This window comes from Pseudomonas sp. TAE6080 (assembly GCF_018732265.1).
GTDB lineage: Bacteria > Pseudomonadota > Gammaproteobacteria > Pseudomonadales > Pseudomonadaceae > Aquipseudomonas > Aquipseudomonas brenneri.
The window spans coordinates 142,710-164,861 of sequence record NZ_JAHIDY010000005.1 but is presented as its reverse complement, the minus strand read 5'-3'; the positions used below and the strand labels follow the sequence as shown (position 1 = coordinate 164,861).

Sequence of the window (22,152 nt, the reverse complement as noted above, 5' to 3'; positions counted from 1 at the left end):
ATGCCCAACATCCTCCTGGTCGAAGACGACGCCGCGCTGTCCGAGCTGATTGCCAGTTACCTTGAGCGCAATGGCTATCACGTCAACGTGCTCAGCCGTGGCGACCATGTGCGCGAGCGGGCCAGGCTCAATCCGCCGGACCTGGTGATCCTCGACCTGATGCTGCCCGGCCTCGACGGCCTGCAAGTCTGCCGCCTGTTACGCGCCGATTCGGCCGGCCTGCCGATCCTGATGCTCACCGCCCGCGATGACAGCCACGACCAGGTGCTGGGCCTGGAAATGGGCGCCGATGACTACGTGACCAAGCCCTGCGAGCCACGAGTGCTGCTGGCGCGGGTGCGCACCTTGTTGCGCCGCAGCAGCCTCAGCGAACCCCAGGCGGCTAACGACCAGATATTGATGGGCAACCTGTGCATCGACCTCTCGGAACGTTCGGTGACCTGGCGCGACCAGGCGGTGGAGTTGTCCAGCGGCGAATACAACCTGCTGGTGGTGCTGGCCCGGCATGCCGGTGAAGTGCTCAGCCGCGACCAGATCCTGCAGCGCTTGCGTGGCATCGAGTTCAACGGCACCGACCGCTCGGTGGATGTGGCCATTTCCAAGTTGCGCCGCAAGTTCGACGACCATGCCGGTGAGGCGCGCAAAATCAAGACGGTGTGGGGCAAGGGTTACCTGTTCAGCCGTTCCGAGTGGGAATGCTGAGACCATGTTCCGCGTCCTGATCCGTCTTTACCTGCTGACCATCGTGACTTACAGCGCGGCGATCTACCTGATCCCCATGGGCATCATCGAGGTCTTTCACGCCCGCTACATGAACTACAACATTGAGCAGTCCCGGGGTTTGCAGAGCCTGATCGTGCGCCAGTACCACAGCCGGCCGGTGGAGCGCTGGTCCGAGGTCACCGACCAGTTGGCCCGGGACTTTGCCCCCTTGAAAGTGCAATTGATGCATCGCCAGGATGCCCGCTACACACCGGCCGAAGAGCAATTGCTGGAGCAGGGCAAGCCGGTGATTCGCCTGGGGGAGTGGGGCTGGATGGAAGAAATCAGCTCGCCGCTCAATGGGCAATTGGCGGTCAAGATGACCATCCCACCCGACCCGCTGGACATGAACCTGCTGTACTGGACCATGAACGTGCTGATCGGCGCGGCGTTGCTGGGCGGGCTGTTGATATGGCTGCGACCGCACTGGCGTGACCTGGAACGCCTCAAGGCGACAGCGGCGCAACTGGGCCGGGGCCATCTGGAAGAGCGTACGCACATTCCCCCCAGCTCCAACATCGGCAGCCTGGCAGCGGTGTTCGACACCATGGCCAACGACATCGAGCACCTGCTCAACCAGCAGCGTGACCTGCTCAACGCGGTTTCCCACGAACTGCGCACCCCGCTGACGCGCCTGGACTTCGGCCTGGCGCTGGCACTGTCCGAAGACCAGCCGGCTGCCAGCCGCGAGCGCCTGCAAGGCCTGGTAGCGCACATCCGCGAGCTGGATGAGTTGGTGCTGGAGCTGTTGTCCTACAGCCGCCTGCAAAACCCGGCGCAACTGCCCGAGCGGGTGGACGTGGTGCTGGATGAATTCATCGACAGCATCCTGGGCAGCATCGACGACGAACTGGAAAACCCCGAGATCGTGATTGATGTGGTGCTCGATTGCGCCGTCGAGCGCTTTGCGCTCGACCCACGCCTTACCGCCCGCGCCCTGCAAAACCTGCTGCGCAATGCCATGCGCTACTGCGAGCGGCGGATCCAGATTGGCGTCAAGGTGTGCGCCAAGGGCTGCGAGATCTGGGTGGATGACGATGGCATTGGCATCCCCGAGGAACAGCGCGCACGGATTTTCGAACCGTTCTACCGCCTGGACCGCAGCCGCGACCGCGCCACCGGCGGCTTCGGCCTGGGCCTGGCGATCAGCCGCCGGGCAGTAGAGGCACAAGGCGGCACACTCACCGCGCAGGCCTCGCCGTTGGGCGGTGCACGCATGCGGCTGTGGCTGCCCACCTGACCCTGCGGTGGAGCGGGGCTTGTGTTAATGCCAGTCAGTTAAGGCTTTTTTGTAGGAGCGAGGGGGACGCCTAGTTCTTGCTCGCGAAGGACGTCAACGATAACGCGTGTTTGCTAGGTAAACGCGGCGCTCTCAAGTTCTTCGCGAGCAAGCTCGCTCCTACAGAAAGCAGAACCCGCTTAACAGACTGGCATTAAGAGTCCTGTTTTTGGCACATGCACAGCCTTACCGCCCCTGACGCACCCTTGCTATAGTTCGGCCTTTATCAGCCGCCCGCCAAGGATCACTGCCATGTCCGAATACCAAGCCTTTGTCGTCGAACTCCACGGCAACGTCGCCCATGTGCAGATCAATCGCCCAGAAAAGATCAACGCCATGAACGCGGCGTTCTGGAGCGAGATCATCGAGATTTTCCAATGGATCGAAGACACCGATGCGGTGCGCGCCGTGGTCCTGAGTGGCGCCGGCAAGCATTTTTCCTCGGGCATCGACCTGATGATGCTGGCCTCGGTAGCCAATGAGTTTGGCAAGGACGTGGGCCGTAATGCGCGCTTGCTGCGGCGCAAGATCCTGCAACTGCAAGCCTCGTTCAATGCCGTGGACAACTGCCGCAAGCCGGTCCTCGCGGCGATCCAGGGCTACTGCATCGGCGGCGCGATCGACCTGATCAGCGCCTGTGACATGCGTTATGCCGCTGACGACGCGCAATTCTCGATCAAGGAAATCGACATCGGCATGGCCGCCGACGTTGGCACCTTGCAGCGTCTGCCACGCATCATTGGCGACGGCATGCTGCGCGAGCTGGCCTACACCGGCCGTACCTTCGGCGCAGAAGAAGCGCGCAGCATCGGCCTGGTCAACCGCACCTTTGCCGATCATGAAAGCCTGCTGGCCGGGGTGATGGAGCTTGCAACGCAAATTGCCGCCAAATCGCCGATCGCCGTGACCGGCACCAAGGCCATGATCAGCTACATGCGTGACCACACCATCAACGATGGCCTGGAATACGTTGCCACCTGGAACGCTGCTATGTTGCAATCCAACGACCTGCGCGTGGCCATCGCGGCCCATATGAGCAAGCAGAAACCCGAATTCGTGGATTGACTGAACATGACCCCAGGCTGGATAACCACAACGCTGCTGGACAATGACGCCCCCGGCGGCTGGGCCGTGGCCCGCAGCCGTGAAGGCTTTTTGCTGGACGACAATGGGCCGCTGTTTCCCAGGGAATGGCTCAAGCGCCAGGACTTGTCGGTATTGGCCGAGCATGGCATCGGCCACCTGGATGGCGAGCCGGTGTACCTGCTGGAGCTGAACAGCCCTGGCGATGTGCAAGGTTGCCGCTGGCAAGGCCTGCGGGCCTTTATGCTGCAAGGTGACCACCGCCTGTACAAAGTCCTGGGCTATGCCGCGCAAATCGGCACCTGGGCCCGCGAGCACCGTTTTTGTGGCAGCTGCGGCCAGGCGATGGTGCAGGTGCCCCGGGAGCGCGCGATGTTCTGTCAGGCGTGCGACCTGCGCAGCTACCCGCGTATTTCCCCCAGCATGATTGTGTTGATCACCCGTGGTGATGAGATTCTGCTGGCACGCTCACCGCGTTTCGTCACTGGGGTCTACAGCACCCTGGCCGGGTTTGCCGAGCCAGGGGAGTCTGCCGAAGACTGCCTGATCCGCGAAGTGCGCGAGGAAGTGCAGGTCGAGGTGCAGAATATCCAGTACGTGGGCAGTCAGTGCTGGCCGTTCCCGCACTCAATGATGCTGGGCTTTCACGCCGAGTATGCCGGTGGCGAGATCGTGCCCCAGGCCGACGAGATCGAGGATGCGCAGTGGTTCAACATCCACCAGTTGCCACCCTTGCCGGCGTCGCGCTCGATTGCCCGCTACCTGATCGACCTGTATGTGGCGCGCCGCTTAGGCCACGCTGAACCAGTGCTGCCAGGCTAGGCGCACAGTCAGGCCGAGGACCACGGTGATAAACACCGGGCGAATGAATTTGGCGCCGCCGCTGATGGCACTGCGTGCGCCAAAGAACGCGCCCACCATCACCGACAGGCCCATGCTCAGGCCGACAATCCAGTCCACCGAACCATTGAAGATAAACACCGACAGCGCCGCCGCGTTGCTGACAAAGTTCATGCTGCGCGCCACGCCGCTGGCCTTGACCAGGTCGACGGGGTACATCAGCAAGGTGCTGACGGTCCAGAACGCGCCGGTGCCGGGACCTGCCACGCCATCATAGAAGCCCAGGCCAAAGCCCTGGGTCGACTGCCATTTCTTCTTGATCGGCGCATCCGCGTCCAGCGGCGCCTTGGGCGTACCACCAAATAGCAGGTAGATACCACAGGCGAAAACAATCACCGGCAGCATCTTGTTCAGCCATTCGGCGGGCAGGTAATGGGCGACGACGGCACCGACCAGCGCGCCGACCAGCGTACCGACGATGGCATGCACCCACTGGCGCGGGTGGAACAGCTTGCGCCGGTAGAAGGTGAAACTGGCGGTGGCCGAGCCGAAGGTCGAACTCAGTTTGTTGGTACCCAATACCAGATGGGGCGGCATGCCGGCAGTGAGCAAGGCCGGGGTGGTGAGCAAGCCGCCACCGCCGGCAATGGCATCGATAAAACCGGCAACAAAGGCAACCACGGCCAGGATGGCCAGGGTGGAGAGGTCAACGCTGAGTTCAAAAGGCATGGAGGCGACTTATTTTCGGCGAGGCGCAGAACGGGGCTGCGCGAAAGTCCGATAGCTTACCTATAACCGATTGTTACGGCGACTGTTGCAACAACAACAGTGATTCAACAATTCACCCACCTGGGCAACATTGCCCTGCCCAGGTCCGGAACAGCCGAGCGCCCCTAGCATGGGGCTTTGCGCACACTGGCACGCTTGCTGCTCCACAACCTGCACATCCCCTGTGTGCGAGGTACCGAACAATGACTCAGCAAGCCGTGAAATTTGCCTATTGGGTGCCCAACGTCAGTGGTGGCCTGGTGGTCAGCAAGGTCGAACAACGCACCGACTGGGGCATCGACTACAACCGCAAGCTGGCACAGTTGGCAGAGGCGGCGGGGTTTGAATACGCCTTGACGCAAATCCGCTTCACCGCTGGTTACGGCGCCGAATACCAGCATGAATCCGTGGCCTTCAGCCACGCGTTACTGGCGGCCACCAGCAAGCTCAAGGTGATCGCGGCGATCCTGCCAGGCCCCTGGCAGCCGGCACTGGCGGCCAAGCAACTGGCGACCATTGATCAACTGACCAATGGCCGGGTGGCGGTGAATATCGTCAGCGGCTGGTTCAAGGGCGAGTTCCAGGCCATTGGCGAACACTGGCTGGAACATGACGAACGCTATCGACGTTCCGAGGAGTTTATCCGCGCGTTGAAAGGTATCTGGACCCAGGACGAGTTCACCTTCAAGGGCGATTTCTACCGGTTCAACAATTACAGCCTCAAGCCCAAGCCCCTGGGGCAGCCGCACCCGGAGATTTTCCAGGGCGGCAGCTCCCGTGCAGCGCGGGACATGGCGGCACGGGTGTCGGATTGGTATTTCACCAATGGCAATACCCCGGAGGGGATCAAGGCCCAGGTGGATGACATCCGTGCCAAGGCCGCCGCCAATAATCATTCGGTAAAAGTCGGGGTCAACGCCTTCGTGATCGCCCGCGACACCGAGGAAGAAGCACAGGCGGTACTGGCCGAGATTATCGACAAGGCCGACCCGGAAGCGGTGAATGCCTTTGGTGATGCCGCCAAACAAGCGGGCAAGGCCTCGCCAGAAGGCGAGGGCAACTGGGCCAAGTCCAGTTTTGCCGACCTGGTGCAGTACAACGACGGTTTCAAGACCAACTTGATCGGCACGCCGCGGCAGATCGCCGAGCGCATCGTCGCCCTCAAGGCGGTGGGAGTGGACCTGGTGCTGGCGGGCTTCCTGCATTTCCAGGAAGAGGTGGAATATTTTGGCCAACGCGTGTTACCGCTGGTGCGGGAGCTGGAGGCCAAGACTGTTACGACGGGCAGTGCCAGGTTGGTTGCGTTACCGGTATAGCGCTAGGGCCTGCTCGTCAGGTTGCCGAAGGATGGATTTTTCCAGGCGCAGGGCGTCGGTGTGGTCGGCGTAATAGTCGTTGATCAGGGCAAAACGCCGGTAGCCACTGCGTTCATACAAGGCGATGGCGCCAGGGTTGTCGGTGCGCACCTCAAGACGCAGGTAGGCACAGTCGTGCGCCATGGCGCAGGCTTCGATGTGCGCCAGCAGTTGCTTGCCCAGCCCCATGCCCCGGGCAGGCGTGGCGATGGCCAGGGAATACAGGCGCGCCAACGAGGTGCCGCGATGGAACAGCACCAGGGCATAACCGAGCAATTGTCCTGCGTTTTCGGCCACCAGCAACTGTGCGTGAGCACGGCTGATCATCCATTGGAAACTGCGCGGGGAAAGTCGGTCCGTGGTGAAGCAGTGCTGTTCCAATGCCACCAGTGCTGGCAAGTCATTGAGTGTTGCAACGCGAAAGGAAAGAGTCATATAACCGCCGTAAAAGTTGCGTAATCGAACGGGACTTCTCTGAAAGATCGTGCTTAATAGAAAAGGTCAAGTTCTCTAGCGGATCAATCAATATGTCAGCGGTACAAAGTCATTGGCGAGAAGTATCCGAGCAAACAGTCACGGCGACAATAACTTCCGGTGGATATTTTTCCACACCTCCCAAGAGTGCAAGTCAAGTCGTGATCATTGTTGAACGCAAGGAAGATTGGGCCTCCTACTTTCCCAGCGAAGACATTGTCACCGCCCAGGAATACCTCGAACACCCCCGGGAAAACGAGGCGGGTAAGCGGGTACAGGTGATCAACCTGTGTCGCAGCTACAAGTACCTGGGGCATGGCTATTACTGCTCGTTGCTGGCTGAAGCGCGCGGGCACAAGGTGATTCCGTCGGTGCGGACCATCAGCGAACTGACAAAAAAGTCCCTGTATGGCCTGGCTCTGGATGACCTTGATAAAACCCTCGATAAAGCGCTGAGTCATCATCTTTACAGCAATACAGAAGGTTTTACCCTGACACTGTATTTTGGCCGAACCAATATTGCACCGTTGCAGGACTTGGCCCGGCAGTTATTTGAAGCCTTTCCGTGCCCAATCCTGTTAGTTGAGTTTCGCAAGAATAACGGCTGGCATATCGAAGGTGTCAAGTCCGGGGTCTTACATAAGTTGCGTGATGATCAGGAAGATCAATTTGCCCATGCCCTGGACAACTTCAGCCGCAGGATCTGGCGCCAGCCGCGTTCGCGGCGTCTGGCCCGTTATGACCTGGCGATCCTGCATGATCCCCAGGAACAGTTGCCACCGTCCAATGCCAAGGCCCTGGATAATTTCGTACGGGTGGGCAAGGGGCTGGGGATCGATGTCGAGTTGATCGAACGCAAGGACTACGCACGGCTGGCCGAGTACGACGCCTTGTTGATCCGCGAAACCACCAGCGTCGATAACCACACTTATCGTTTCGCCAAGAAAGCCGAGAGTGAAGGGTTGGTGGTGATGGATGATCCTGCTTCGATCCTGCGCTGTACGAATAAGGTCTACCTCACGGACCTGCTCAAGAGCCATCAATTGGGCATGCCCGCCACCGAAATCCTCTACAAGGAACGACCGGAAGATTTCGAGCGGGTTGGCGAGCGCCTGGGCTTTCCCCTGGTGCTGAAAATCCCCGACGGTTGTTTTTCCCGTGGGGTGATCAAGGTCGAAAGCCAGGAGGCGCTGCTGGCCGCCACGGCGGAGCTGTTCGAACATTCGGTGTTGCTGCTGGCCCAGGAGTTTTTCTATACCGAGTACGACTGGCGCATTGGTGTGCTCAACCGCAAGCCGATCTTTGCCTGTCAATACTTCATGTCCAAGGGCCATTGGCAGATCTACAACCACAAGGCCATCGGCCAGGATATCAACGGTGAGTGTCGCACCCTGGCAGTTCACGAGGCACCGAAGGCGGTGGTGGAACTGGCGGTCAAGACCGCAAACCTGATCGGCGACGGGTTGTACGGCGTGGATTTAAAGCAGTCTGGTGACAAGGTGGTGGTGATTGAGGTCAACGACAACCCGAATATGGATGCCGGGATTGAAGACGCCTATTTGCAGGACGACCTGTATTCCCTGGTGCTGGAGGAGTTCGTGCGACGCCTGGAGCTCAAACGCCAGGGTCAGGTCTGGTGATTTGCCTTGAACTCAGCGAGGGCGCATTGCGCCGCACCGAGCGCGAAAGCGCCGAGATCCTGTTGTTCAGCAATCCCGATAGCCATGAACGTGAATTATTGCGCGAGCGCTACAAAGTCGATGAGCATGCGCTGGCGTCAGCGCTGGACCCGGACGAGGTGTCGCGTATTGAGTTCCATCCCGACAACCTGTTCCTGATCTGGAAGCGCCCGCAAAACTATTCCGGTGGCAGCAACCTGGTGTTTGAAGTGTCATCCTGTGGCTTGCTGTTTTCACCGGACCGCCTGCTGGTGATTGCCACCGACGACAGCCAACTATCCGGCCTGGGTGCGCGCCGGCCACTGCATACACCGCTGGATGTGCTGCTGGATCTGCTGCTTAACAACATCCACCACTATCTGGGCCATCTCAAGGTGATCAAGCTGGTCGCCCGGGAATTGCAGCAGCAGTTCAACGCCTCGATGAGCAATCGCCACCTGATGCAGATGTTCAGCCTCAGCGAGAGCCTGATCTATTACATCAATGCGCTGCACAGCAACGGCGCAGTCTTGACGCGCTTGCGCAACCACGGCGAGAAGGAACATTTCAGCCCGCAGACCCTGGGCTTGATCGACGACCTGATCATCGAGAACAACCAGTGCTACAAGCAGGCAGAGATCTACTCCAATGTGTTCTCCGGGCTGATCGATGCCCGGGGCAACCTGATGAACAACAGCATGAATAACCTGCTGCGCAAGCTTACGCTGATCAACGTGGTGTTCCTGCCGTTGAACCTGATCGCCAGTATTGGAGGGATGTCAGAGTTCAGCATGATGACGGCAGGGACGCCGTGGTGGGTGGCGTATCCATTGTTTCTGCTGGCGATGGCGCTGGGTGCAGTGGGGATGGTGCTGGGGCTCAGGCGGATTGCCAGGGGCGGGGGGAAAGCGGGGTGACTGAAGCCCGCTTCCCACATGGGTGCCTAGGCACCGGCTTGCAGCGTCAGCACTTCAAAGCCATCCGCGGTGACGGCCACCGTGTGCTCCCACTGCGCCGACAAGCTGTTATCGCGAGTCACCACGGTCCAGCCATCCTTGAGACTGCGCACCTTGGCGCTGCCCTGGTTCAACATCGGCTCGATGGTGAACACCATGCCTTCGCGCAGAGTCAAGCCGGTGCCCGGGCGGCCGAAGTGGAGGATTTGCGGCTCTTCGTGCATTTCACGGCCAATCCCGTGGCCGCAGTACTCACGCACCACACTGTAGCCATTGGCCTGGGCGTGGCTCTGGATCGCATGACCGATATCTCCCAGGCGGGCGCCGGGCTTGACCTGGCGAATGCCGGCCCACATGGCCTCGAATGTCTGCTCCACCAGGCGCCGGGCCTTGGGTGCGACCGCGCCGATCATGTACATCTTGCTGGAGTCGGCGATAAACCCGCCTTTCTCCAGGGTGATGTCGATATTGACGATATCGCCGTCCTTCAACACGGCCTTGGCATCCGGCATGCCGTGGCACACCACTTCGTTGATGGACGTGTTGATGCAGAAGGGGTAGTCATATTGCCCAAGGCTGGCAGGGCGCGCCTGCAGGTCGTGGCGGATAAACGCCTCGACGGCGGCGTCCAGTTCCAGGGTTGACTGGCCGGCGCAGACCCGGCTGTCGAGCATGCTGAATACTTGGCCCAGCAGGCGGCCCGCTTCGCGCATCACGGCGAGCTGTGGGGCAGTCTTGATCATCAACTGCGCCCCCGGATCAGATCGGGCTTGTCGAGCAATAGTTTGTTGATCAGATCGTTGTAGGCCAGGTGCGGATTTAGCTCGGCCAGCAGGCCGATCTTGATCCAGAACTCGGCCTGGGCGTTGATGGAACGGTCCATGGCGGCGCTGGCCAGGCGGATTTGTTCATGCAGTTGGTCGGTGATCTTGACGATGCCCATGAGCTTCACTGTGCGGGATTGATATACAAAGCGTATACGTTTCGTATATTGCTCGTAAACCCCGGCAGTTGACTTGCCACTGGCCGCCGGTTAGTTTCGCTTCATGACATTTCAAACCTATCGTTCCCAGCCAAGCATTATTACCGCCATTCCTCATTTGGCGGGATAGCGCTCGGCTGTACCCAAACCCGCCCTAGAGGCGGGTTTTGTTTTTCCGTCTCCTGGGCTCTGCTAAACGTCAGGAGACACCCATGAGTAGCCCGCTGCCGCAGCCCAACGCCGACGATGGATTGCTTGAGCATTATGTAAAGAAAATCCTCGCCGCACCGGTCTACGACCTGGCCGTGCGCACTCCCTTGCAGCCGGCCCCGGCGCTATCCGCGTTGCTTGGCAATCAGGTCCTGCTCAAGCGCGAAGACTTGCAGCCGACGTTTTCCTTCAAGATCCGCGGCGCTTACAACAAACTGGTGCAGCTTACGGATCTGCAAAAAGAACGCGGGGTAATCACTGCATCGGCGGGTAACCACGCCCAGGGCGTGGCACTGGCGGCGCGTGAACTGGGGATCAAGGCGACCATCGTGATGCCGTGCACCACGCCTGAATTAAAAGTGCTGGGCGTGCGCTCGCGAGGCGCCGACGCGGTGCTGCACGGGGCCAGTTTCCCGTTTGCCTTGGCCCATGCATTGCAGTTGGCCGAACAGTCGGGCGGTACCTTTGTTTCGCCGTTCGACGATCCGGATGTGATCGCCGGCCAAGGCACGGTCGCCATGGAAATCCTGCGCCAGCAACAAGGTGCGCTGGACGTGATTTTTGTGCCGGTGGGCGGTGGTGGCTTGATTGCCGGGATCGCTGCCTACATCAAGTATTTACGCCCAGAGGTGCGGGTCATTGGCGTGGAACCGGAAGGCTCCAGTTGCCTGCTGGCAGCCCTGCGCGCAGGCGAGCGGGTGGTATTGCCCAGCGTGGACAGCTTCGCCGATGGCACCGCCGTCGCACAGATCGGCGCCTACGGTTTTGAAATCTGCCGCCAGTACGTCGATGAGGTCATCACCGTCAGCAACGATGAACTGTGCAGTGCGATCAAGTTGATCTACGACGATACCCGCTCCATCACCGAGCCATCAGGCGCGCTGGCGGTTGCCGGAATCCGCCGCTACGTGGCACGTACCGGGGCCCAGGGGCAGACGCTGGTGGCGATCAACTCCGGGGCCAATATCAACTTTGACAGTTTGCGTCACGTTGCCGAACGGGTGGCGGCGCAAGAGCACAGATTGAATGTGGGAGTTGTCGAGCTTTAGCGAGGCTACGATGGCGCCAGCAAAAACACCTCGGGGTGTCAGATGGCCAACGTCATCGTTAACGACCATCGCAGGCAAGCCAGCTCCCGCATTTGATCTGCGGCGTTGACTGGCTGCGTTATTGCACACTGGCCTTCTCGACGGTGGCCGATGCCGACCAGATGCGGTAACGCACTTCGACATCTTTTGGAACATATACAACGATGGGCAGCTTGCTGTTGTAACGCAGTACAAAACCGTCACCGACTACCGGCACAAAGTCCTTGCGGGTCTTGCCGTCGGGGCAGGCCATCAGCGTGCTCATGGGGCCGTTGACCTTCTCCAGCCGGTAGAACGGATAGCCCCAGCCTTCGAGGTTCTTTTCTTCCAGCACACCGCCCAGGCGTTGTTGGTTGCAGTCTACGGTCAAGGTCTTGCCGGCCAGGATCTCGACCTTGAAGTCCTGCTCCTGCGGCTTTGCGACCAGGTGGATGACTTGGCGCACATAACCGGCATCAGCCTTGGGGTAAGGTGCAATGTCTTCAAGTTTTGCCGCATTGGCCTGGGCGCAACAGGCTGCAAGGCCAAGGAGGGCGAGGGTATTGAGCAGAGGGAAGTTCATGGGGCGTCCTTGTCTGGAAGGATGAAAAACCCGAACACGATGCCAGCCTACGGCCCAGGCTGCAAATTGCCCTACAACTTATATAAGCATCGTCGCTGCTTATGAGAAAAGGATCCAACGCGCTCGGACCCGGGGAGTAGGCTAGTGGGTTGAAGGCGTTTGCCAGCAGGTGAATATTGATAATAAGGAGAGGTAGCCATGCTTTCGGAACTGGAACTGCGCAGCATTATTGAAGGAAGTTTTCTGCCGAAACGTTGTGAATGCATCAAGGCCGAGGATGCGTCGCTGACGATCAAAGTCTACGACGATGACGGTACAGACCTGACCGTCACCGGCATCCAGGCCGACAAGCTCGACAGCAGTCGGGCCATTTGCAATCTGATCACTGAGTTGCGTGAAGACCTCAAGCACGCCCACGCACCCGCCCCACGCAGGGCCGGCGCGAGATTTTACTGATCAGCACGCTGTAGGCGGTGTCATGACAGTTTGCGGGCCTGGATAACCCCAGGCCCAGCATTATCTGCGTGGACACTGCCAGCCTCAGACAATTCCGATACGGCTCACTCCTATCTCCTTGTTACTGTTTCCCCACATCTGGGGAGGTAGTGCGTGCAACAAAAAATCGCAGCAGAGTTTCTCGGTACCTTCTGGTTGACTTTCGGCGGTTGTGGCAGCGCCATCCTGTCGGCGGCGTTTCCCGGACTGGGGATCGGTTTTGCCGGCGTGGCATTGGCGTTTGGCTTGAGTGTGCTGACCATGTCTTACGCGGTGGGTAGCATCAGCGGTGCACATTTCAACCCGGCGGTGACCGTCGGCCTGTGGGTTGGCGGACGACTGCCAGGGCTGGATGTATTGCCCTACATCATCGCCCAGGTAGCCGGTGCGACTGTTGCCGCGGCGATACTGGCGCTGGTTGCCAGCGGCAGGCCGGGGTTTGAAATAGGCGAATTCGCCGCCAATGGCTATGGTCACTTGAGCCCGGGGCAGTACAGCTTGTTGGCCGCAGTGGTGGTGGAAACGGTGTCGACGTTCTTCCTGGTGTTCATCGTCATGCGAACCACGGCGCCTGGGGCGACTCAGGGGTTTGCACCGATTGCCATTGGCCTGACGCTGACCCTGATTCACCTGGTGTCGATACCTGTGACCAATACGTCGGTCAACCCGGCGCGCAGCACCGGGGCCGCATTGTTTGCCGGCACCGATTACCTGATGCAGCTCTGGCTGTTCTGGCTGGCGCCGTTGGCGGGTGGCATTGTCGGCGCCGTGGTAGCCAGGGCCATACGGGAACGGCCGTGAGCCGGGCTACCAACTCATCCGGATGCCAGCATTGCCGCTCACGCCTTCCTGTGTGTTGGTGTCCAGTTGGGTGCTGTAATCAGCGGCCACGTACACGCTGACGCTGGAGGACAGTTTGGCGACCACGCCGACGCCAAGATCAGCATAGGCCGATTTGTGGTCACTTTTGATCCGGTCAACGTCATCGTAAGTCACCGTGTCGCTGCCACCGAAGGTGCGCCAAGCGTTGACCCGCAGATAAGGTTCGACAGGGGTGTCTTGCAGCAAGTAGCGGCCTTTCAAGCGTGCACCCACGCGTCCTGTCCAGTAATCCTGGGAGTCGAAGGACACACTGGAGATCCCGTCGTTCTGGCGGTCCAGGTCAATCTGTTGGTGGATCACCTGGGCTTGCGGCTCCACCACCCAGTTCGCGGAAACGGCAAACGGGTAGCCCGCTTCGGCAGACAAGGCCAGCGCATGGCCTTTGGTATCCATTTTTATCCCGCGCTCGGATTTATTATCACCGTCCAGGCGCGTGCCCATGGCCACCAGGTCCACGTACCAGCCCTTTGGATCGGTCAGCGTCCAGTAAGCGCCATAGTTGTCGCCGGTGAGTTTGACTTGCCCGGAACGCTGGTCCTCAAAACCCAAGGCAAAACCTTTGACATCGCCTTGCAAGCGGCTCTGACCGATAAACAGTCCCAAGCGCTGGATTTGCCCGTCATCGGTTGCCGAGGCGTACAGATCATGGCCCACCTGATAGCCCTTGAGGCTGCCGTCGAAACTCGGCGACACCGTGCCCGACCAACTCAGCCGCAAGTCGCTGCCATAGGCCCGGCCCCAACCAGCAGGAACCGTGCCGGTTTCGCCCAACAGGCTTTGCTCGCCCTGGCGATCATGGAAGGTGCCAAGTGCTTGCAAGGTCATGCGCTGGGCCGCCGGCACCACCACCGAGTACACCGGCACTTCGACGCGATACAGCGGGATCGGCTCCGCGCCAGCAACAGCGGTAGGCAAGGGCGGTGTGGTAACGGCGGGTGCCGGCGAGGTTTCAGCCGGTACGGTGGTCGGTGGTGGAGCCGGAGGCTCGACCGGTGCCACAGGCTGATCTGTGGGAGGTTCCACCGGTGGCTCGTCAGGATCGACCACCGGCGGCACGGCCGGGATCGGTGGTTCCGGAACGATCACCGGTGGAACCACTGGCGGCGTTGGCACGGCGGGAGGCTGGACGGCGACCACGGAGGAGCGCAGGTACCAGTTGTTCTCTGAACCGGCGGTTACGCCACCTTTGAACAGGAAATACTCATAGGCCCCGGCAGACACCGCGCCTTTGAGGGCAAAGGCATCGGTAGTGCTGGTTGCGCCGTTAAGCGCCTGCACCACTTCAATCCCGTTGTTGCGGGTCAGCCCACCCAGGCCACCAAGGTTGCTCACCGCCAGTTGGGTATTGCCGCTGATCGCACCTTGGGATACCACCAGCTTGTCACTGGCCGAAGTCTCGTCACCCAGCACTGTTTGCAGCCACAGTTGGCCATTGTTGCCGACATAATTACCGTACACCGTCAGCGAATCCGTGGCGCTGTTGCTGGCGCTGGTCATATCGATGGTCCCGGCGTTATTGACCGTCGCCAGTTGGCCGGCGGTATAGGGCCGGACACTGCCTTGGGTCACCGCCAGCACGCTGCTGTTGTCGATGGAGAACACCCCGGTGCCGCTGGCGCTATCGCCCAGGAACAGATCCCCCGCCAGGTCCAGGCGCGAGCCATTGTTGAGGTCGAAGGTTTCCCAGCCGATATAGCGGCCGGCGTTACTCGAAGTGGTGTTGTCGAAGGTCAATCGATCATTGCCCAGGCCACCATCTATCGACGGTGTGCCAGCCAGTTGGCTGGCACCCAGGCCAGCCAGCAACGCAGTGTCATCACCGTCGCCCATCAAGATGGCAGACTTGATCTGACCACCCGCGCGCCATTCCAAGGTGTCGTTGCCCACGCTGGCGCGTATCTCGCCATTGATCACGCCGCCGCTGACGATAATGGTGTCATTGCCGCCGCTGACGCTGATGTTGCCGCCAATACTGCCGCCGGTCACGCGGATCCAGTCAGTACCAAAGCCGGTCACCAGGTTGCCAAGGATGGCGCCACCGGACATGTCATAGATATTGTTGTCCAGCTTCATATCCACCCGGCCGATAGTCCCGGCGGTCTGACTGGCGACATCGCCGTCTTCAAACGCGCCGACGATGGTGCCGCCCAACATGCGGAACGTATCGCGGCCATCGCCCTGGGCCAGGGCCTGGATCTGCCCGCCACTCATCACGAAGTCGTCGATGCCGTTGCCTTGGGAGACCGTTCCGGTGACGGTACCGGCGCTGATCTGGAGGCGATCGGCGCCGTCGCCCTGAGTCACCGAACCGACGATACGCCCGGAATTTATCGCGACCCCATCGTCGCCCGCGCCAAACACCACGTCGCCATTGACGGTGCCCGAGCCGCCCGCAGGCAGGGTCAAGGTGTTGTTGCCGGACAAGTCGACCAGGCCTGCTGCGGAGGTGTCGCTGTCGCAGGTATAGCTGTCGTCACCGGCGCTTGGGGCGAAGACGCAGGCGGCTTGTGCCGGGGTTTGCAGTGAAAGGATGCCGACCACAAAAACGGCGGGTTTGATAGAGAAGTGGTCATTGCTCATCGGTCGTCCTTGTCTTTGTAGGAAAACTGCACGCTGTAAAGGTCTAGTACAGTTTGCGGCGACTGGCAATGTTTAAGAAACGGCTGAAAGCCACGTAAATCGTGGCTTTCAGTGATGGCGTTGTGAGACTGCTTGAGGGGTTATTCGTTTAATTGCTGGCGATAGGGTAGGTCGGGCCCTGTCTTGCCACACGTCAACGCTGCGGCACGAATGGCGAACTTGAGCATGGCGTCGATCTGCTCCTTGGCAAGGCTGCGCAGACCTTCGACCGAATCCAGTTGCTGCTCGGTCAGCCAGGCAATCAAGGCTGCCTGGAAGGTATCGCCAGCGCCTACCGTGTCGGCCATCACCACCTTGACTGCGGGAGCCGACCAACTGCCATGCTGGCGGCTGAACACGCTGGCCCCGTCACCGCCACGGGTGAGGAAAATCAGTTGGCAGCGGTGCTGAAACCAGCCTTGCAGCACGCTTTCTGGCGCCTGGCCGGGGTAGAGCAGGTGCAGGTCTTCGTCGCTGACCTTGATCAGGTCGGCATGTTGCACCAGCTCTGCAACCCGCTGGCGCCACAACTCGATGTTGGGTTCGGGATTGAGGCGCACATTCGGATCGAGGCTGATCAGGCGTTTGCCGCTTTCCCGGCGGACCAACGCCAGCAGGCTGTCGGCCACCGGCTGCACCACCAGGGAGAACGAGCCGAAATGCAGGCCGCGCACCTGCGCATCAAGGACGGGCAGATGCTCGATCTGCAATTGCCGATCCGCACAGCCTTCGCCGCGGAAGCTGTATTGCGGTGATCCATTGGCTCCCAGGGCAACCATCGCCAGGGTGGTCGGTGCGGCAAACTCAACCAGGTAATCGTCGCGCACACCTTCGTCCCTGAGGACCTGGCGCAGGCGCTGGCCCAGGTAGTCGCTGGACAAACCGGCGAACAGGCCCGCGTCGATCCCCAGGCGACGCAAGCCGACGGCGACGTTAAACGGCGAGCCGCCGGCAATGGCCTTGAAATTGACTTTGGAGGCCTGTCCGCTGGCATCCTCTTCGCTGAAAAAATCAAACAGCGCTTCGCCACACACCAGATACATAGTTATTCGCTCTTAAAGGGTTGCCACGTGCTGTTGATAGCGCTCATAGGCCTGCTGATAAGCCACGACGCTGGCGGCGACGGGTTGGGTGCGGCTCGCCGGGTCGACGCTGACGCAACGTGCACACAACGCCTCAAGGCTTTCGCCGGACTGGCACCACGCCGCCTGTATCGCCGCGCCCAGGGCCGCTGCTTCGCTTTGTTCGGTGCAGACCACGTCGGTGTCCATGATATCGGCGACCATCTGCCGCCACACCGGGCTTTTTGAACCGCCGCCGATCAGGCGGATACTTTGGCTGTGCAGGCCGGTCTCGCGCAACAGGTCAAGACCTTGGCGCAAGCCAAAAGTGGTGCCTTCGACCACCGCACGGCACAGGTTGCCACGGGTCAGGTTGGTCATGGTCAGGCCGTGCAGGCTGCCAGTGGCGTGGGGCAGGGCAGGCACGCGCTCGCCATTGAGGAATGGCAGCATGCTGACGCCCTCGGCGCCGATCGGGGCCTGGGCCACCAGGGCGTTGAACGCCACCAAGTCCAATTCGAACAGCTCGCGGATAACGCCGGTGGCATTGGTCAGGTTCATGGTGCAGATCAGCGGCAGCCAACCGCCACTGGATGAACAGAACGTCGCTACCGAGGCCTGGGCGCTGACATTTGGCTGCTCGGCGAAGGCATAGACAGTGCCCGATGAGCCCAGGCTCATGGTAATCACCCCCGGCGCGATATTGCCGGTACCAATGGCTCCCATCATATTGTCGCCGCCACCACTGGACACAATGGCATTGGGGTTGATACCGAGGCGCTCGGCAACGGCCGGCAGAATGCTGCCCAGCGTCTGATCGGCTTCGATCAGTGGGGGTAACGCGGCCTCCAGGCGCCCGCTGGCATCGATATGCCGCAGCAAGGGCAGGTCCCATTGCCGGGTGCGCACATTGAAATAACCGGTGCCCGAGGCATCGCCATACTCGGCGCAGGCCCGGCCGGTGAGCCAATAGTTGAGGTAGTCGTGGGGCAGCAGGATATGTGCAATACGCGCGAAAACATCCGGGTGCTGCTCCAGGGTCCACAACAGCTTGGACACGGTGTAACCCGGTGCAATCGCGACGCCCAGGCGCTCCAGTGAGCCGCTTTCACCGCCCAGGTACTGCAGCAATCGCTGGTTTTCGGCGCTGGTCTCGGTGTCGCACCACAGTTTGGCCGGGCGCAGTACCCGGCCATTGTCGTCCAGCAGCACCAGGCCATGTTGCTGGCCGGAAACGCCAATGCCGAGGATGTCCTGGCCGTCCACACCGGCCTGTTGCAAGGCGCGGTGGGTGGCTTCGGTAAAGGCATCGAGCCATTCCTGGGGGGGCTGCTCGCGACGACCATTGGCGCCGCTGATCAGGGTGTGCGCAGCGGCGCCCAGGCCTAGCACCTTGCCGCTGGCAGCGTCGAGGACAATGGCCTTGGTGCCTTGGGTACCGCAGTCGATGCCGAGGAACAGAGATTGTCGGATCATAGTTATCGCTCAATGGGGCGCGGTCAAAATGTGTGTGCGGGCTTGCTCGCGAAAGCGGCGTTTCAGTCAAACATTTATCAGCTGACCCACTGCTTTCGCGAGCAAGCCCGCTCCCACATTATTTTGCCCAAGTTGTGTCAGTGAACGTTGGCGAGCAGCTGCTTCAGGGTCTCTGCGACACCCTTGTCACGCAAACTGGCAAAACACCGTTCAAACGCTGCCACAAACGCGGGTGAGTTGGGAATCGCCGTACCAAAAATCTCTTCAACGCTCAGCAACCGCTGGCTGATCAACGCATCGTCCGCCACCAGCGCCCGGCAGAAGTCCGCACGAGGGTCGGGGATCCGGTAGCGTACGCCGTTCTCATCCACACCCTGCAAATACAAGGCCCAGGCCGCCACCACCAGTGCTGCCCGTTCAGTTTCGCGGCCATCGGCGATCAAGCGGTTGATGGTCGGTACGGTGAACTTGGGAAACTTCGATGAGCCATCGGAACATACGCGCTCCAACTGATCGGCAATCGCCTGGTTGGAGAAGCGGTCTACCAGGGTCTGCTTGTAGTCGCCCAGGTCGATACCCGGTACGGGCGCCAGGTTGGGCGTCACGTCCAGGTCCATATAAGCACGCATATACGCGACAAACAGCGGGTCGTTCATGGTCTCGTGGACAAACCGATAGCCCTTGAGAAAGCCCAGGTAGGTCAGGGCCAGATGGCTGCCGTTGAGCAGGCCGATCTTCATTTCTTCATAAGGCGTGACGTCGTCGGTGAACTGCACCCCCACCTGTTCCCAGGCCGGGCGGCCGTTGACGAACTTGTCTTCCAGCACCCATTGCACAAAGGGCTCGCACACCACCGGCCAGGCATCGTCGATGCCGTGTTCATCATGCAGTTGCAGACGATGTGCAGTGCTGGTCATCGGCGTGATGCGGTCGACCATGGCGTTGGGGAAACTCACATTTTCCTTGATCCAGTCATGCAGGTCAGCATTGTGCAGCGCCGCGAAGGCCAGCAGTGCCTTGCGAGTCACGGCGCCGTTATGGGGCAGGTTATCGCAGGACATCAGGGTAAAGGCTGGAATACCTGCAGCGCGGCGCTGGGTCAGGGCCGCGCAGATAAAACCGAACACGGTTTGGGGCGCGTCGGGGTGGGCCAGGTCATGCTGGATCTGCGGCAGGTGGGCCATGAACTCGCCATTGCTGTCGTCGATGCAGTAGCCGCCCTCGGTGATGGTCAGCGACACGATACGAATCTCTGGGCTGGCCAGTTTGTCGATCAGGGCCTGGGCACCGTCCTGGGCCAGCAGCATATCGCTGATGGCGCCGATCACGCGTACTTCGGTATCGTCGGTGTCGCCCAGCTCAAACAGGGTAAACAGATAGTCCTGGCCAGCCAGGTCATCTCGCGCCTTGCGGTCCTCAGCGCGCAGGCCGATACCGCAGATGCTCCAGTCCAGGCCCTCGCCGGTATTCATCAAGGCATCGGTGTAATACGCCTGGTGCGCGCGGTGGAAACCGCCAACCCCGATATGGGCGATGCCCTGGCGGGTATCAGCAATGGCGTAGGCCGGCAGGCGGACTTGCGGCGCGAGCTGCGTGAGGTTTTGCTTGTTCAGTTTCATCAAAGGTTCTCGCGAAATCAGGCGGCAGCGCGCAGTGGACGAGCCACGGCAACACCCGCGGTGTCGAACAGATGGCAGTGCGCCGGGTCCAGATGCAGTTGCAGCGTCTCGCCATATTGGCTGGCCATGTCGCCACGAATGCGCAGGGTCAGCGGCTCACCGCTGCTGGTGAGCACATGGCAGAACGTGTCGCTGCCCAGGCGCTCGCCCACATCGGCGGTGACGGTCAGGGTGGTATCGCCCGGCGCGGCGAGTTCCAGGTGCTCGGGGCGGATGCCCAGGGTTACCGCACTGCCCGCGCTCAAGCTGGCGCCGCTCAACGGCAGGCTGATCAGGGTGCCGGCATCCAGCTGTACGTCGCAGCCCTGGCCATCGACACGCGTGACCTGGCCTTTGAGAAAGCCCATTTTCGGCGTCCCCAGGAAGCCTGCGACAAACAGGTTGGCCGGCTGGTGGTACAACTCCAGGGGGGAGCCGACCTGTTCGATGCGGCCGCTGTTGAGCACCACCACTTTGTCGGCGAGGGTCATGGCTTCGACTTGGTCGTGGGTTACGTAAATCATCGTCGCTTGCAGTTCTTTATGCAGGCGCGCCAGTTCCAGGCGCATTTGCACGCGCAGCGCCGCGTCGAGGTTGGACAGCGGTTCATCGAACAGGAAGATTTTCGGGTTGCGCACAATCGCCCGGCCAATGGCCACACGTTGGCGCTGGCCGCCAGACAACTGCTTGGGCTTGCGCTCCAGCAACGGGCCCAGCTCAAGGATGCGGGCAGCCTCACTGACTTTGCTGTCGACGATCTGTTTGTCGACGCCGGCCAGGTCCAGGGCAAACGACATGTTCTTGCGCACGCTCATATGCGGGTACAGGGCGTAGGTCTGGAACACCATGGCCAGGTCGCGCTTGGCCGGGGTCACTTCGGTGATGTCACGGCCATCCAGTTCGATGGTGCCCTCGGTGACTTCCTCAAGGCCGGCAATCAGGCGCAGCAGGGTGGACTTGCCACACCCGGACGGCCCGACGAAGACTACGAATTCCTTGTCGTTCACTTCCAGGTCGATGCCCTTGATGATGGAAAAACCTTCGAAGCCTTTTTGCAAATTCTTGATTTTCAGGTTGGCCATGATGGGCCTCCATTTTTTATAGGGGTCGTTATTTCACAGCGCCAAAGGACAGGCCGCGCACCAGTTGCTTCTGGCTGATCCAGCCGAAGATCAGGATCGGCGCGCAGGCCAGGGTCGAGACGGCGGACAATTTGGCCCAGAACAAGCCTTCGGGGCTGGAGTAGGAGGCAATCAGCGCGGTCAATGGCGCGGCGTTGGACGAGGTCAGGTTCAGTGACCAGAACGCCTCGTTCCAGCACAGGATCAGTGACAGCAGCACGGTGGAGGCCAGGCCGCCCTTGGCGATGGGCAGCAATACCCGCACCATTTCCTGCCACAGCGTGGCGCCATCCAGGCGTGCGGCTTCGAGGATGTCCTTGGGAATGTCCTTGAAGTAGGTGTAAACCATCCACACCACAATCGGCAGGTTGATCAGGGTGTAGATGATGATCAGCGCAAGGCGCGTGTCCAGCAGGCCCATGCTCTTGGCCAGCAGGTAGATCGGCATCAGCACCCCCACCGGTGGCAGCATTTTGGTCGACAGCATCCACAGCAGCGTGCCCTTGGTGCGCTGGGTTTCGTAGAACGCCATGGAGTAGGCCGCAGGCACCGCAATCAGTAGGCACAAGGCGGTCGCGCTGAAGGAAATCAACACCGAGTTCCAGGCATAGCTGAAATAGTTGCTGCGCTCGTTGATGTGCAGATAGTTCTCAAGGGTTGGCGTGTAAATGAACTGCGGCGGCGTGGCAAACGCATCGATTTCGGTCTTGAAACTGGTGAGCACCATCCAGAAGATCGGGAAGAAAATCACGATCGCGATGGCCCAGGCCAGAGTGCCGAGCAACAAGCTTTGCAGGCGGCGGGATTGTTGAAGTGTCATGGC

Annotated in this window: 20 protein-coding genes and 1 pseudogene; 10 read left to right on the top strand and 11 right to left on the bottom strand. The window is 60.6% G+C overall.

What is annotated here, in order from left to right; genetic code table 11:
• The 4 genes from KL786_RS06320 to nudC all read left to right on the top strand — a co-directional run bounded on the left by KL786_RS06320 (nt 1) and on the right by nudC (nt 3,946).
• Nucleotides 1-702 carry a response regulator gene (locus tag KL786_RS06320; protein WP_032860419.1) on the top strand — a complete coding sequence of 234 codons (702 nt, stop codon included), beginning with the start codon at nt 1-3 and terminating at the stop codon, nt 700-702.
• Nucleotides 703-706: 4 nt separating this feature from the next.
• The gene (locus KL786_RS06315) at nt 707-2,002 is read left to right on the top strand and encodes an ATP-binding protein (protein WP_215517043.1); all 1,296 of its coding nucleotides are present in this window, start codon (nt 707-709) and stop codon (nt 2,000-2,002) included.
• A gap of 291 nt (nt 2,003-2,293) precedes the next feature.
• On the top strand, nt 2,294-3,106 hold the full coding sequence (locus KL786_RS06310) for a crotonase/enoyl-CoA hydratase family protein (RefSeq protein WP_215517042.1): 813 nt from the start codon (nt 2,294-2,296) through the stop codon (nt 3,104-3,106).
• A gap of 6 nt (nt 3,107-3,112) precedes the next feature.
• Nucleotides 3,113-3,946 carry an NAD(+) diphosphatase gene (nudC, locus tag KL786_RS06305; protein WP_215517041.1) on the top strand — a complete coding sequence of 278 codons (834 nt, stop codon included), beginning with the start codon at nt 3,113-3,115 and terminating at the stop codon, nt 3,944-3,946.
• Here nudC and KL786_RS06300 read toward each other — a convergent pair.
• Nucleotides 3,914-4,693, bottom strand: coding sequence for a TSUP family transporter (locus tag KL786_RS06300; RefSeq protein ID WP_215517040.1), 780 nt, complete (start codon nt 4,691-4,693; stop codon nt 3,914-3,916). The two genes, nudC and KL786_RS06300, sit on opposite strands and share 33 nt — an antisense overlap.
• Nucleotides 4,694-4,935: 242 nt before the next feature.
• Between KL786_RS06300 and sfnG the strand changes: the two genes are divergently transcribed.
• Nucleotides 4,936-6,048 carry a dimethylsulfone monooxygenase SfnG gene (gene sfnG / locus KL786_RS06295; protein WP_215517039.1) on the top strand — a complete coding sequence of 371 codons (1,113 nt, stop codon included), beginning with the start codon at nt 4,936-4,938 and terminating at the stop codon, nt 6,046-6,048.
• A 3-nt stretch (nt 6,049-6,051) separates the two neighbouring features.
• Here sfnG and KL786_RS06290 read toward each other — a convergent pair.
• Nucleotides 6,052-6,522, bottom strand: a pseudogene (locus KL786_RS06290) (GNAT family N-acetyltransferase); the annotation flags it as partial.
• Nucleotides 6,523-6,614: 92 nt separating this feature from the next.
• Here KL786_RS06290 and KL786_RS06285 point away from each other — a divergent pair.
• Together KL786_RS06285 and KL786_RS06280 are read left to right on the top strand one after the other, a co-directional pair.
• Nucleotides 6,615-8,201, top strand: a complete 1,587-nt coding sequence (locus tag KL786_RS06285; protein ID WP_252193615.1) for a RimK family ATP-grasp domain-containing protein — start codon at nt 6,615-6,617, stop codon at nt 8,199-8,201.
• A complete protein-coding gene (locus KL786_RS06280; RefSeq protein WP_458729634.1) occupies nt 8,198-9,136 on the top strand; it encodes a magnesium transporter CorA family protein in 939 nt (312 codons plus the stop codon). The genes KL786_RS06285 and KL786_RS06280 overlap by 4 nt, the downstream gene beginning before the upstream one ends.
• Nucleotides 9,137-9,162: 26 nt before the next feature.
• Here KL786_RS06280 and map read toward each other — a convergent pair whose 3' ends face one another.
• Entirely contained in the window at nt 9,163-9,918 is a 756-nt protein-coding gene (map, locus tag KL786_RS06275) for a type I methionyl aminopeptidase (protein ID WP_215517038.1), read from the bottom strand.
• Complete coding sequence (locus KL786_RS06270; protein ID WP_197881097.1) at nt 9,918-10,118, bottom strand: ParD-like family protein; 201 nt, start codon at nt 10,116-10,118, stop codon at nt 9,918-9,920. The genes map and KL786_RS06270 overlap by 1 nt, the downstream gene beginning before the upstream one ends.
• A gap of 251 nt (nt 10,119-10,369) precedes the next feature.
• On the opposite strand from KL786_RS06270, the gene ilvA reads away from it, so the two are divergent.
• On the top strand, nt 10,370-11,416 hold the full coding sequence (gene ilvA / locus KL786_RS06265; protein WP_215517037.1) for a threonine ammonia-lyase, biosynthetic: 1,047 nt from the start codon (nt 10,370-10,372) through the stop codon (nt 11,414-11,416).
• A gap of 118 nt (nt 11,417-11,534) precedes the next feature.
• On the opposite strand, the gene eco is transcribed toward ilvA, so the two are convergent.
• Nucleotides 11,535-12,017 (bottom strand): serine protease inhibitor ecotin, encoded by a 483-nt coding sequence (gene eco / locus KL786_RS06260; RefSeq protein ID WP_215517036.1) that lies wholly within the window; start codon nt 12,015-12,017, stop codon nt 11,535-11,537.
• A 198-nt stretch (nt 12,018-12,215) separates the two neighbouring features.
• On the opposite strand from eco, the gene KL786_RS06255 reads away from it, so the two are divergent.
• Both KL786_RS06255 and aqpZ read left to right on the top strand, forming a co-directional pair.
• The gene (locus KL786_RS06255) at nt 12,216-12,473 is read left to right on the top strand and encodes a DUF1652 domain-containing protein (protein WP_065942995.1); all 258 of its coding nucleotides are present in this window, start codon (nt 12,216-12,218) and stop codon (nt 12,471-12,473) included.
• A 153-nt stretch (nt 12,474-12,626) separates the two neighbouring features.
• Entirely contained in the window at nt 12,627-13,313 is a 687-nt protein-coding gene (aqpZ, locus tag KL786_RS06250) for an aquaporin Z (protein WP_215517035.1), read from the top strand.
• Nucleotides 13,314-13,319: 6 nt separating this feature from the next.
• On the opposite strand, the gene KL786_RS06245 is transcribed toward aqpZ, so the two are convergent.
• The 6 genes from KL786_RS06245 to KL786_RS06220 form a co-directional block, all read right to left on the bottom strand.
• The gene (locus tag KL786_RS06245) at nt 13,320-15,974 is read right to left on the bottom strand and encodes an autotransporter family protein (protein WP_215517034.1); all 2,655 of its coding nucleotides are present in this window, start codon (nt 15,972-15,974) and stop codon (nt 13,320-13,322) included.
• A 140-nt stretch (nt 15,975-16,114) separates the two neighbouring features.
• Nucleotides 16,115-17,056 carry a carbohydrate kinase family protein gene (locus KL786_RS06240; protein ID WP_215517033.1) on the bottom strand — a complete coding sequence of 314 codons (942 nt, stop codon included), beginning with the start codon at nt 17,054-17,056 and terminating at the stop codon, nt 16,115-16,117.
• Between the two features lie 12 nt (nt 17,057-17,068).
• Nucleotides 17,069-18,550 carry a xylulokinase gene (gene xylB, locus KL786_RS06235; protein WP_215517032.1) on the bottom strand — a complete coding sequence of 494 codons (1,482 nt, stop codon included), beginning with the start codon at nt 18,548-18,550 and terminating at the stop codon, nt 17,069-17,071.
• A 137-nt stretch (nt 18,551-18,687) separates the two neighbouring features.
• Nucleotides 18,688-20,169: a mannitol dehydrogenase family protein gene (locus tag KL786_RS06230; protein ID WP_215517031.1), complete on the bottom strand. Its 1,482-nt coding sequence runs from the start codon at nt 20,167-20,169 to the stop codon at nt 18,688-18,690.
• A gap of 17 nt (nt 20,170-20,186) precedes the next feature.
• Nucleotides 20,187-21,290, bottom strand: a complete 1,104-nt coding sequence (locus tag KL786_RS06225; protein WP_215517030.1) for an ABC transporter ATP-binding protein — start codon at nt 21,288-21,290, stop codon at nt 20,187-20,189.
• A 28-nt stretch (nt 21,291-21,318) separates the two neighbouring features.
• Nucleotides 21,319-22,149 (bottom strand): carbohydrate ABC transporter permease, encoded by an 831-nt coding sequence (locus KL786_RS06220; protein ID WP_215517029.1) that lies wholly within the window; start codon nt 22,147-22,149, stop codon nt 21,319-21,321.
• Between the last annotated feature and the right edge of the window lie 3 nt (nt 22,150-22,152).